Genomic DNA, 11,931 nt, shown 5'->3' with positions numbered 1-11,931 from the left:
TTATGTCCAACAATCCCTTCACCAATGCGTGGCAATTCCTGACCGCGAATACGGGTGATTATCTCCGTCTGGGAAACTGGCGCTACTTAGTCCTGGCGCTGTTCTGGGTCCTGCTGCTCGCCGGCATTGCAGTGGCCTTCCAGAATTGGCGAGAGGATTCGGAGCAACGCACCGGCCGACACTTGGGAATCTGGCTGGTCCGAGTCCTGATCGGCTGCATGTGGTTCCAGGGGATGTTGTGGAAACTGCCGCTGCCCGTGTCCGACGGCCTGCAATACTGGACCGAACAGGAAACGACCCACGCGGCCTTCGAGTTTCACCGCACGTTCATGAAGGATGTCGTGTTGCCCAACATGACGATCTTCGGACCAATTGTCTTTCTTGCCGAGCTGGTGTTCGCCGCATCGATGATGCTTGGGCTTGCCGTGCGGTTGGTTGGCGTGCTGGCCATCGCCTATGTGCTGCAACTGTGGCTCGGTCTCTATGGCAATCCGGCCGAGTGGCCGTGGACGTACATGTTCCTGGCCTTGCTGATGTTCCTGTTTGTGATCGAGGGCGCCGGCCGCAGTCTCGGCTTCGATGCGTGGCTGCGCCGCAACGTGCCCGCCGTGCGCGACAGGAAGGGACTTCTCGGCTGGTTCTTCAACATCGCGAGCTAGCCTTCACCGATTTGTGTGAGAGACGAGCAGATGATGGCTTTGAGCCGCGCAGCGACGCTAGTTGTGGCGCTGGGCGCAACTTGCGCACATGCTGCTGACATCAGTTATCTGGCGCCGCCAGGAGTCCCGGCAAAGGAATTCCCCTCTCCGCGGCGCCCGGTTGCGCAGATCGTCGGCCCGAGCCGCGCCTCCGAGGAGCGCCGCGACGCCAGGGATGAGGCCGGCGAGATCGCCCGTCTTCTAGAACTGAAGCCAGGCATGACCGTCGGCGACATTGGTGCAGGCAGCGGCTACCACACGGTCCGGCTGTCGCGCCGCGTCGGCTCGGTGATCGCCCAGGACGTGAGGCGGGATTACCTCATCGCGCTCGCCAAGCGAACGCAACGCTTGAAGCTGACAAACGTCATATTCGCGCTGGGCGAAGCACACGACCCTCGCCTGCCCGCTTCCTCACTGGATGCCGCCATCCTCGTGCACATGTATCACGAGATAAGCCAGCCCTATGCCTTCCTCTACAATCTCGCGCCCGCCCTGAAGCCAGGCGCGCGGGTCGGCATTGTCGACCTCGAGCTTCCGACATCGGAACACGGCACGCCGATCGAACTCCTGCGCTGCGAACTTTCCGCCGTCGGCTATCGCGAGATCGCAAGATATCAGCTCGCAGGCGATGGCGGATACCTGGCAGTGTTTTCGCCACCGGAGCCGGTGGGTCGAAAATCTCCGCGGGATATCATTGCCTGCGAGGATCGCGCTGGCACGCGCTGACAACCGCTCCCAGCAATCATCGTTCACGAGGCGTTCGCAGCTCGAGCGCGAGGCGAACAAACGTCGTCGAAATGGACCAGGCCGCCTTAATGCCGGCGATGAGATTGCCGGAGACCTTCGATACGCCGCCGATCCGGCGCCGCTGCCCGACGGCGATTTCCAGCGCCGGCAGGCGGGCGGCCGCGACGCGCATCAGCATTTCCAGGTTCCAGCCATATGTCTCTTCCTTCATGCCGAGATGCATGAGTTCGTCCCGACGGATGGCGCGAAACGGCGACAGGTCGGTAAAGCTCGCGCCATAGACGAGGCGCAGGAGTATCCTGCCGACATAGGCCGCGAAGAGTTGCTGTGGGGCCAGGCTCCCAGGCTCGCGCGAACCGCGAACGCGCGAGCCGAGAACGAAGACGGCTTGCCCGGCGACAATCGGCGATACCAGATCGGGAATGAATTCAGCAGGATCGCTGCCATCGCCATCGAGGAAGACCACAACGTCGGCATCTTCGCGCGCTTCGGCGATGCCCGCCTGGATCGCGCGGCCGTAGCCGCGCCGGGGCTCGACAATCACGCGAGCTCCCGCGGCTTCCGCTCGTTCAGTCGTACGGTCCTGTGAGCCGCCGTCGACAACGACAACCTCGCTTACATTCTGCGCCAGCACCGCGGTCACGACCTGGCCAATCGCCGTTTCCTCGTCGAGGCACGGAATGACCGCCGAGACGACCGGGTGACGCCGTGCGCCGATCTCATTGGTCACCTCGCTCACAGGCTCCAGCGCAGGCCGCAATTGGCACAGCTTTTCGGCGGCTTGTCTGAAAGGAGCGCCGTACGAAAGTCGCGATACGCAGGCCCGTTCCAGATCTCCCGGAGGGACTGCCGCCTCGCATGGCCGAGCGTATAGTTGTCGTAGCCATGCTGCGAAAACGGCGCGATGCAGCAGGGCAAGGCCCGGCCGTTGGCCGTGAAATACATCAACGACCACGGCCGCCGGCACGGCGACCAAGGCGAACCGTTGCCGCTGCCCTTCAAACTTAGCCCCGGCTCGCTCGCCGCGCCCGATGCGTTGAAGGTTATGCCGAGGGAACGCGCCAGCTCCTCGGCCTGCTTCAGATAGACTGCTTCCTCCTGGGTCAGGCGCTCGAACAGGGCCTGATCCGGACGCGCCTTGCCGATGGCCGCTTCAGTGAAGAACACAAGCCGTTGCAGATAGACTTCCTTGACACCGATCTCGGCTGCAACTTTCACAAATGCCGGGAGTTCCTCAACAGTCTCCTTCAGGCCTGTGAGCCACAGGGAAACCTGCGGTCTGGTGTGCCCCTCTCTTTCCTGCAGCTCGCGAAACGCGCGCACGTTGCGGATGATGCGGCCGAAATAATCCCTGCCACGGATCGCCTTGAAGCTCTCGCGGTTTGACGCGTCGAGCGATACACGCAGCTCATCAAGCTCGGCGTCGATCAGCGCACGGCCATTGCGCTCACTGAGGACCGTTCCATTGGTGTTGAACAGGACGTAAGCGCCGCGCTCCTTCAGGTATCTGACCATCCGGGGCAGGTTCGGGACCAGCATCGGCTCGCCGACGCCGTGCAGAACGGCGCGCGCGAGAGTGGTACCTGATCTACAATCGACGTGAACAGATCCCAGTTCATGTCGGCCGGCGGCTCGAGTTCCTCGTAGGTGCGTGGACACGTGGTGCACAGCAGATTGCAGCGGTTGGTTACTTCCAGATAGAGGCAGACCGGCGGGCGCTGGCCGATCTCGGTACGCTCCGCCGTGACCGACTCGTGATAGCGGCGCGGGTCGAACGGCGCTTGCGTACCTGCCCCCGTCCCTTCGCCGGAGAGGCTCATCGCGATAACCCTTCCTGTGCAATCCGCTGCATGTGGGTCCGTAAGGCAGTAAGAGCCAAAGCCAGCAAGAGACCTCCGAACAGAATCGACTTGGTCACCATTCTTGGAATGTAGAAATCCCAGTCGAGCTGCTCGGACAATAACAGCGCGCCAATCGACACGACCCATGTTGGCGCGGAGCCGCACAGGGCGGCGAACGGCGCGACGATGAGAAAATACCAGGGATAGTTAGGCGACAACAACAGGAGGGTGATGAGTAACAGCATGTTGATGTCGGCGAGACGCGAGGCGACCGTGCGATCAGAGCTGCGGGCCACGGAGAGCCCCTTGAACACCAGAACCAGCGCGGCCAGGACGACGTAGGCGACAACGTCACCTTGATGCTCACCAAACACCAGGCGCCAAAGCGACAACAGCCAGAGATCGTTGCCGGCACTGATGCCCTCTTCCGTCAGATAGCCTTTGGTCAGGAATCCGAGAACTCCCCAGCCGACCGACAGATAGGGAAGATAACAAAGCGCGACGGTAGCGATCACGACGAGCGGCATTTTGAGATTCCACGGTCGCCAGATCCCGGCCAGCGCGGGCGCGACATATGGTTTCACCAGCATCGAAAACGCGATCAACACGGCTCCGCGGAGAGCGTGACCAGTCAGGGCAATCCACAGGCCCAGCAGCATCAGTGCAACCATCAGCGCGTCGACATGGCCGCTATTGGCGATCTCCCACAAGGGCAGCGGGTGCCAGAGATAGGCGACCACGCGCGTCAGCGGGCGATTCATACGCCGCAGCAGGAGCATGATCATTGTAACGGTGATTGCCTCGCACCCCAGCAGCGCGAGGCGCATCACAATCACGCTTTCACCGAACCGGGTAACAATGAGGAAGAAGAACTGCGCCACGGGCGGATAGATGGATGCGGCCGTATCAGCCCGGTTGATGTGAGGAAAGATCTTCCCGTCGCGCAGAAACGCCAGCGCCTCATCGGCTGGCATATAGCGATAGGGATTGATGCCCGCAGCCTGCACCTTGCCATCCCAGACATAGCGATAAATGTCACTGGACAGAAGCGGATCGAACAGCAGCGCATAGACTCTCAGCGCAATCCCAAGCCCAAAGATAAGCCATAGCGCTCGATCAGGTGGCGCGCGCTCGACCAGGCGTGTCGCTACGATCGTCAGCAGACCGGCGGCGATGGTGAGAGCGATGAAGGCATTGTCGCCATAGGTTTCGAAGGCAAAGGGCGTCACCAGGGTCGAAACGCCCAGGAGGGTGCCGATCCCGGCCAACAGGTGAAGCGGCGGCAAGTTGTTGGCGGAGCGCATCAGCCGACCGAGTTGGACCGCGATAGCTCCTGGCATTGCCGTCACGGGCTTATCTGCGGCGCCGCCTTCATAAAGGCCCGGCTCGCCGCGGCAAAGCCGCCACCACGAAACCGGCTCGAATGGCCGGCCAGTTCGTCCTGCAGCCAACGCAACGTTTCAATGTCGTCGACGTCGTACCATTCCGGAAGCAACGTCGTGGCAAGCCCGATTTCGGCAGCGCGCTCGCATGTACTGCGAGCGACCGTCTCTGTTCCCCATGCGATCTGCGTAAACAAGTGCTTGTGCGGATGCTTCAAGCCGATGAGATAGTAGCCACCGTCGCTTGCTGGCCCAAGCACCATCCGGTCTCCGGGTTGGCGCAGCGTTTCCACAGCCTGAGTCAGCAAACGCGGCGGCAGGGTCGGGCTATCACCATTGACGAGCACGACGCAGTCATGTCCGGCAAGCAGGAGAGCGCGCGTAGCGCCAAGCAATACGTGCCCTAGATCGTCGCCAGCCTGCAGCAACAGTCCGAACCCTGCCGGAAGCAACTGCTGCATGATGTCTTCGGCGCCCGCTGGGGCGTAGACGCCGTAGCCGCGCCTGCCGAGCGCCTCGGGTACCGCCTCGATCGCTGCCGCGACATCGCGCACGAAGCAGGCGGATAACTCTGACGCTGCAACCTCGCCAATGGCCGTCGCAAGCCGCGTCTTTGAGCGGCCAGGCTGCGGCGCCTTGCAAATGATCCCGAGCGCCGCGCTGCTCATCGCAGCCATGACTGCAGGCGAGCGGCGGCGATCGCGATCAATTGAAGCGCGTCATGGCTGCCGTCCGCTTCGCCCTTTTCAAAATCGCCGTCGACACGTCCCATTTGATTTGTCACATGGGCAAAACACACGACGGACCTTTGTCGAACTTGCGCGAACGCGTAAAGCGCAGCGGCTTCCATTTCGACTGCCATCAGGTTCCGTTCGCGCATTCCGTCGATCGCCGGCTGGGTTTCCCGGAACGGTGCGTCAGTCGTCCAGGTCGCCCCGGTGAGCACCGGCACGGAAAATTCGTCGAAGGCGCCATTGAGCGCCGAGATCAATCCGGCATCAGCATGCGAATAGTCGGACGCCGCCATGTAGTGATAGCTGGTACCTTCGTCGCGCAGCGCGCGTTCGATGGTGATGAAATAAGGCGGCGGGCGTACCGGCACGATCTGTCCAGAGGAGGTGACGCTGATCAGGAGTTTGCAGCCCGATGCGAACATTTCCTCCGCAATCAGCACCGCGAACGAGGCGCCGACGGCGCAGCCGACAATCCCAAAACAAATCCCGCCGCGGCTAAAAGTGTAGAGCTGGGTGTGGTAGCAGGCCCATGCCGGTTCGAGCCGGGCTTCGCCACGAGCGAGCAGGCTACGCACGATGTCGCCATCAGGATCGAGCACGCAGACGTCGGGAATGCTGGAGTCCGTAATCCCCTTTTGCCTGCGCGCTTCGCGCAGCAGATTTTCCGGCGTGAATGCGGACGGCTGCGCGTAGTGTTTTTGCGCGAGGATGGGCGGAACCCCGCCATCATTGATCGCCATCACCAGACAAACCTTGTCACGCTGTTGCCGGTTATTGGTAGCGTTCTCCCCGGCAGCGGGCAAGCGCCGCCAAGGTCTCGCCGACGTCACAAAAAAATAGATTTCAGGTGATGTAACAAGACGGCTTTGAAGACGTAATGACGACGCTTTGTACTGGCTGTTGGTAGGCAACGGCCTGCCGGACCCGAAGCTATGTTGATCCGATGGCGCGGGTCGCGTAGCATCGGTCGCAAAGGTAGCGGATCGATATTTTCGAACTTGGTAGCCAATCACTAGCTGTCGAGGATCGTCATGAATCACGAGACCGCAGTTTCGAATGCCAAAGAAATCGCCGATCGCATTCTCGCACCGGCAGCCAGGCAAAACGACAAGGAAGCTCGCTTTTCGTCCGAGGCAATCGCGGCGCTTGGTCCGGCCGGATTGCTGGGAGTCATGCTGCCTACTGAGGTAGGCGGCTCGGCCCTGGGACCCCGGACCCTGGCTGCCGTCATCGCGACGCTTGCAGAGGCGGACGCGTCCGTCGCGATGGTTTACTTGATGCACATGAGCGCTACCGCAATGATTGCGGCGGCCCGTCCGGGTGCCACGGTCGCTCAGACGCTCAAAGACATTTCGGCCGGAAAACACCTGACCACCCTGGCATTCAGCGAAGCTGGATCACGCAGCCACTTCTGGGCGCCCGTCTCGCGCGCGAAGCGAAACGCTGACAGCGCGCGCCTCACGGCCAAGAAATCATGGGTGACCAGCGCCGGCCATGCGCAAAGCTACGTTGTTTCGGCGCTCGCCCCTGAAGGCATGAGTCCAACGGATTCAACCCTCTATCTTGTCGCCAGTAGCACACCCGGACTGTCGGTCGCCGGCCCGTGGGATGGACTTGGGTTGCGCGCCAACGCTTCCGCGCCGATGACCCTCGATGATTGCGAGGTCGCAGCTGGTTTCCAGCTGACCGACGATGGCGCAGGGTTCAAGGCGATGCTGGAGGTCGTGCTTCCGCTATTCAACCTTGGAGCGTCGGCGGTCGCGCTTGGTCTTTGCCGCGCCGCGGTGGCGGGGACCGCGGCGCATCTCAATGGCGCTCGCTTCGAGCATTTGGGCCAGACCCTCGGCGAAAGTCTGCCGACCCTTCGCGCACAGCTTGCGACGATGCAGATTGACACCGATGGGCTTGCGGCGCGCGTCGACGATCTCGTCGATCATCTCGAGCGCCCCCGAGACGCCACCATGCTGCGCGTGCTCGAGAGCAAGGCGGCGGCAGGTGATGTTGCCATCGCCGTTACCTCGGCAGCGATGCGGGTGTGCGGAGGTGCTGCATTTTCCAGGCATCTGGCCATCGAGCGATTGTTCCGCGACGCCCATGCGGGCGCTGTCATGGCGCCGACCGGCGATGTTCTGCGCGAGTTCATCGGCAAAGCCGTTTTGGGAATACCGCTGTTCTGAGCGCGAGAGCGCTGCGCCGCTTGGCAGCGCCCGGATCGCGATCGATCGCTTTTGAATATTGAGCCCGAGAAGCGAGATGCAATCATGAACCAGACGATCTGGGTAGGCGCCGTCGCTTATGATCCAAAGGTGGTTGGTATCTGGGAGGGCATGCGGCGCTACTTTCTGGAGGAAGCGGGTCTCCCCGTCGAAGTGGTGCTGTTTCAGAGCTACGAGGCGCAGGTCGCTGCCCTCCTGGCCTCGCCCGGCGATCGGCTGCCGCGCATCGACATCGGATGGAATACGAACCTCGCCTTTATCCAGGCCGACGCCTGGAGTGAGCATCGCTGCCGACCGATCGCGATGCGCGATACGGATGTGGGCTGGATGACCAAGATTGTCGCGGTCACCGGTGGGGCCGTCGCTACCCTCGCTGATCTCAAGAGCCGCACCCTGGCGCTCGGTAGCCGCGACAGCGGTCACGCGGCAATCCTCCCGGTTTACTTTCTGCAGCGCGAGGGACTGGTTGAGGTGAAAGACTACCGAACCCTGCGCTTCAATAGCGACGTAGGGAAACACGGAGACACGGGTACGAGCGAGTCCGAGGTCGTTCGTGCGGTCCTCGACGGCCGCGCCGATGCCGGCGCAATTGGCAGCCCATTCTGGAACGCTGTGCGCAACGAGCGTCTCGTACCGGAAGGCGCGCTGACCGAGATCTGGACCTCGCCACCCTACAATCACTGCATGTTCACGGCGCGGTCGGATCTGGACCCCGCCTTGGAGCAGCAGTTTGCCAAAGCTCTGTTCGGGATGAACTTCGACAACCCGGCCCATCGTCCTGTGCTCGAAGCGGAAGGGTTGCGCGAATGGATAGCGCCGCAGCTTGAAGCATACGGTGAGTTGCGGGAAGCCTCCGCGCAACAAGGCTTCTTAACGCGGCCTTTGACCTAGCGGCCGACCCAAAACCCGATACAGCTCTAAGCGCAGTCTGCGCCTTCAGGCGCAATTGAAGATCGTTGCCAACCGGCGCTGATGCTCAGATTCGAGATCGAAGGCACGGCGTACAGCCGCGAACGATTCAGCGAGTGGAAAGATTTCGCGGCTGACCAGCAGGTCGTTGTCCTCGGCTCCGACCGGATGCCAAAAGACGCCTTCCGCCGTAATCGTCACCTCGGGAACCAAGTCTGCCCTTGCCAAGGCGATGCCCTGCGTGGCGGAACCTCGCAGGGCAATCCGCCTGATCACCCGGTTCTCCTCGCTAACGTGATGGGCGTCAAGGAAGCTGCGGAACTCCTCGGCCTCCGCATCCGTCGACAGCGTCGCCGCCAATCGCACGCGGAATCCTTCCGCCCGGGCGCGCTCGATTCCCTGCCACGCGCGCGCCCATGTCCCATTTCCACGATGGCTCTCGTGGCGCTCCGGCGTGGGGCTGTCGAGGCTAATCTGCAAGGTTACGCGCTCGCGCGGCAACGCGCGCAGCGTTTCGAGCCGACTTCCGGCAAACAGCATGCCGTTGGTGAGGACCGTAGTAGGCGCCGCCGCAGCACATGCGGTGAGGATCTCGCCAATATCCGGCAGCATGAACGGCTCACCGCCGGTGACAAAAATCTCGCTCACGCCGAGTTCCCTGGCCTCGATCGCGATCCTGCGCACCCGCTGGACGCCTAGCGCGCGCCGCGGAGCCTTGGGTGACGAGCGCACGCAGCAATAGTCGCAGCTGAGGTTGCAATCGAAGTTGGTGTAAAGCCATAGTCGAGAGCCGACAGGCCGATCTTCTCCTACATTCTCGGGGGCCTCTCCGTACCGAAGCACCCATCGCGTGCGACCGTCTTCGACCGCAGTGTCGACCAAACTGTTGCGGGTGAAGCGACACCATGCCTCGAGATCGGAGCCGATGTTCGGATCGCTGCTGATCACGGCGACGAGATCGCCCTTACGGCTGCGGCGTAGCGCAGCGATCAAATCCGGCAGGAGGCCCGAGGCAAATGTCTTACTGCCGGCGTCGAGCTCGACGTTCGCATTCGTCTTCATGCGTAAATCCATGGTCCTCCAGACGTTCAACGTCTACCGCACCAGTTTCGCACCAGAAACGATCTCAACAGAATGCAATGAACACGAGTAATCTCGGACGAAAATGCAGGAAAATCAACGATCGCGTTCCTTATCCTGTCGCTCATAACGGTGTGGTTGCAGTTGATCGATAGAAGATCGCATGCAGAGTAGCAGGGGCGGGCAAACTCGTCCGGGAGATCCGGCCACGATGCGCGGGTTAGGAAAGCAGCGCCCATGAGATTAAGGATGGTCGTTGTCTAACCGGGTATCATCTAAGGCCGGCTGGAGCCGCGCCCGGTGGAAACGGCGGAAACATTGGCCGTTGCGAAATATGCGGTGCGCGTCGATCATGGGGAGCTTAAATTGAAGGTCGGCGGGTAATTTCGCAATCAGCCGGTCGCACGTCTGGCGGCTCTGATCAATGCTCCCGTCACATTAAGCCTCATACGCATCAAGTCCTCGCTGACCCCGTAAACCTCGGAGGCTTTAGCGACAGGCAAACTCATGCGAGCAATGTGCTTCGCCGCCTCCTCGGAAACCAGCAATGCTGGCCCCAGCCAATTTGCCTCTTCCTCGATTACTGGATCGTAGTGTCGCGATCCCTCATTATGGATAGCTCAAATTTTGCCAACTACCGTCAAGGTGGCCAGCATCGCTACTTCGGTGGGCGCGCGACGCGGTCTCCATTTCGCCTGCAAGTGCCCAGCGCCGGCCGCTGGCACGTCGCTGTAGATCTCGAAGGATACAGCGGAAGTGTGCAGGCCGGTGTTCGCATACTGAGCTGAGTTGAGTAAACGCGATGCTTCTCGTCACGCACGATATTAGGGATTTCCCGGCCGACCATGCTGGTATCCGCGCTTCTTACAAGTTGTGAGAGAGCACCGTGTCGAATCTGGCTCCGGTTCGTGTGGCACTGCCAGCCAAAGGGGCCGGCCGCGTCCCCGTGGAAGGCGGCCGGGTTCCTCGGGATGTCCGTCGAAGTCCTACTCGATACCTACGGCCATCTTCATCCGGACTTCTTGCGCGACGCAGCCACGGCAATCACGTCGAAACCAAAGCAGAACGTCGTATCTGGGGTTATTTCCGGGGTTGACTTGGCTGCCTGTCGTGAAAAAAAGACGAAAAGCATAGGAATTTCATGGTCGGAGTGGCAGGATTCGAACCTGCGACCCCTGCGTCCCGAACGCAGTGCTCTACCGGGCTGAGCCACACTCCGACTGAGAACGCGGCTTATAGCGTCGGGTTGGGGCGACCGCAAGCAGCGCATTCGAGGATTCTAGTCACAGTGGAAACCAGCCTGAAAACCCGGATCCTGCCGGCCGGAACCGCCGCGACCGCGGCGGCCGCCGGCGTACTCGTGAGAGGCGGCCTGGTGGCGTTCCCGACCGAGACCGTCTACGGGCTCGGCGCCGACGCCACCAATGCGACCGCGATCGCCCACCTCTACCAGGCCAAGGGGCGGCCGGCCTTCAATCCCCTGATCGCGCATGTCGGCGATCTCGCCGCCGCGCGCCGGATTGCCCGATTCGATGCGGTGGCGACCGCTTTGGCGGAAGCATTCTGGCCGGGGCCGCTGACGCTGGTGCTGCCAAAAACGGAAGGTTGCCCGGTAGCGGAGCTCGCCACGGCGGGGCTCGATACCGTCGCGGTGCGCGTGCCCGCCCACGCCATCGCCCGCGACATCCTGCGCGCCCTCGGCCGGCCGGTGGTGGCGCCTTCCGCCAATCTCTCCGGCCATGTCTCGCCGACCACGGCGGAGCACGTCGCAAGCGACCTTTCGGGGCGCATCGACCTGATCGTCGATGGCGGCCCGGTCGAGGTCGGGGTCGAATCCACCATCGTCGGCTGCTTCGAGCGCGCGACGCTGTTGCGGCCGGGCGGGCTGCCGCGCGCGGAGATCGAGCGCGTGCTCGGCCACAGGCTCGACCAACTTCCGGCGGACGCCGAAAGCGACAACGGCCAGCCGCTCGCGCCGGGCGACGGCGGCAGGCCGCTCGCGCCGGGCATGCTTGCCTCCCACTACGCCCCGCACACGCGCGTGCGACTCAATGCTGACAGGATCGAGCCCGGAGAGGCGCTTCTGGCGTTTGGGCCCTTGAGCATATCGGGGGTTGATTCGGCGGCCGCCGTGATGAATCTGTCCCCTGGCGGCGATCTTGCCGAGGCCGCCGCCAATCTGTTCGGCTATCTCCGCGCGCTCGACACCTGGGCCGCGCGTGCGATCGCGGTGATGCCCATTCCGGGTGAAGGTCTGGGCGAAGCCATCAACGACCGGCTGCGCCGCGCAGCCGTGGGCCGCGAATGAGGAGCGGCCGGAGTGA

At 62.4% G+C, this 11,931-nt stretch carries 13 protein-coding genes and 1 tRNA gene; 6 read left to right on the top strand and 8 right to left on the bottom strand.

Translation table 11 applies throughout. The features are described from left to right. Window positions 1-2: 2 nt before the first annotated feature. Window positions 3-659, top strand: coding sequence for a DoxX family protein (locus tag ACZYOF_RS03580; RefSeq protein WP_463714830.1), 657 nt, complete (start codon window positions 3-5; stop codon window positions 657-659). 30 nt (window positions 660-689) lie between these two features. Continuing rightward, window positions 690-1,424, top strand: coding sequence for a class I SAM-dependent methyltransferase (locus ACZYOF_RS03575; RefSeq protein WP_463714829.1), 735 nt, complete (start codon window positions 690-692; stop codon window positions 1,422-1,424). Between the two features lie 16 nt (window positions 1,425-1,440). On the opposite strand, the gene ACZYOF_RS03570 is transcribed toward ACZYOF_RS03575, so the two are convergent. Genes ACZYOF_RS03570 through ACZYOF_RS03545 form a run of 6 tightly spaced genes read right to left on the bottom strand, consistent with a single transcriptional unit; the run spans window position 1,441 to window position 6,313 of the window. Beyond that, window positions 1,441-2,175, bottom strand: a complete 735-nt coding sequence (locus tag ACZYOF_RS03570; RefSeq protein WP_463714828.1) for a glycosyltransferase family 2 protein — start codon at window positions 2,173-2,175, stop codon at window positions 1,441-1,443. Window positions 2,176-2,180: 5 nt separating this feature from the next. Further along, the gene (locus tag ACZYOF_RS03565; protein WP_463714827.1) at window positions 2,181-2,984 is read right to left on the bottom strand and encodes an SPASM domain-containing protein; all 804 of its coding nucleotides are present in this window, start codon (window positions 2,982-2,984) and stop codon (window positions 2,181-2,183) included. Next, entirely contained in the window at window positions 2,945-3,265 is a 321-nt protein-coding gene (locus tag ACZYOF_RS03560) for a hypothetical protein (RefSeq protein ID WP_463714826.1), read from the bottom strand. The genes ACZYOF_RS03565 and ACZYOF_RS03560 overlap by 40 nt, the downstream gene beginning before the upstream one ends. Beyond that, complete coding sequence (locus ACZYOF_RS03555; protein WP_463714825.1) at window positions 3,262-4,590, bottom strand: glycosyltransferase 87 family protein; 1,329 nt, start codon at window positions 4,588-4,590, stop codon at window positions 3,262-3,264. Before ACZYOF_RS03555 ends, ACZYOF_RS03560 begins: the two co-directional genes overlap by 4 nt. A gap of 41 nt (window positions 4,591-4,631) precedes the next feature. Next, window positions 4,632-5,345, bottom strand: coding sequence for a TIGR04282 family arsenosugar biosynthesis glycosyltransferase (locus tag ACZYOF_RS03550; RefSeq protein WP_463714824.1), 714 nt, complete (start codon window positions 5,343-5,345; stop codon window positions 4,632-4,634). Further along, a complete protein-coding gene (locus ACZYOF_RS03545) occupies window positions 5,333-6,313 on the bottom strand; it encodes a nucleoside phosphorylase (protein WP_463714823.1) in 981 nt (326 codons plus the stop codon). Before ACZYOF_RS03545 ends, ACZYOF_RS03550 begins: the two co-directional genes overlap by 13 nt. A gap of 120 nt (window positions 6,314-6,433) precedes the next feature. Here ACZYOF_RS03545 and ACZYOF_RS03540 point away from each other — a divergent pair, with 120 nt between their 5' ends. Together ACZYOF_RS03540 and ACZYOF_RS03535 are read left to right on the top strand one after the other, a co-directional pair. After that, entirely contained in the window at window positions 6,434-7,579 is a 1,146-nt protein-coding gene (locus ACZYOF_RS03540) for an acyl-CoA dehydrogenase family protein (RefSeq protein ID WP_463714822.1), read from the top strand. Window positions 7,580-7,663: 84 nt separating this feature from the next. Then, complete coding sequence (locus ACZYOF_RS03535) at window positions 7,664-8,509, top strand: phosphate/phosphite/phosphonate ABC transporter substrate-binding protein (protein WP_463714821.1); 846 nt, start codon at window positions 7,664-7,666, stop codon at window positions 8,507-8,509. Window positions 8,510-8,554: 45 nt separating this feature from the next. On the opposite strand, the gene ACZYOF_RS03530 is transcribed toward ACZYOF_RS03535, so the two are convergent. Beyond that, on the bottom strand, window positions 8,555-9,589 hold the full coding sequence (locus ACZYOF_RS03530) for an Rv1681 family radical SAM protein (RefSeq protein ID WP_130580188.1): 1,035 nt from the start codon (window positions 9,587-9,589) through the stop codon (window positions 8,555-8,557). 629 nt (window positions 9,590-10,218) lie between these two features. On the opposite strand from ACZYOF_RS03530, the gene ACZYOF_RS03525 reads away from it, so the two are divergent. Next, window positions 10,219-10,395, top strand: a complete 177-nt coding sequence (locus tag ACZYOF_RS03525; protein WP_130584309.1) for a DUF1883 domain-containing protein — start codon at window positions 10,219-10,221, stop codon at window positions 10,393-10,395. A 354-nt stretch (window positions 10,396-10,749) separates the two neighbouring features. Here the strand turns inward: ACZYOF_RS03525 and ACZYOF_RS03520 are convergent. Continuing rightward, window positions 10,750-10,826 (bottom strand) — tRNA-Pro (locus ACZYOF_RS03520). 69 nt (window positions 10,827-10,895) lie between these two features. Here ACZYOF_RS03520 and ACZYOF_RS03515 point away from each other — a divergent pair. Then, window positions 10,896-11,915: an L-threonylcarbamoyladenylate synthase gene (locus ACZYOF_RS03515; protein WP_463714820.1), complete on the top strand. Its 1,020-nt coding sequence runs from the start codon at window positions 10,896-10,898 to the stop codon at window positions 11,913-11,915. The last annotated feature ends 16 nt before the right edge of the window (window positions 11,916-11,931 follow it).

This window comes from Bradyrhizobium sp. LeoA1Lang, from assembly GCF_055413685.1.
This window is presented reverse-complemented; position numbering and strand designations above follow the sequence as displayed.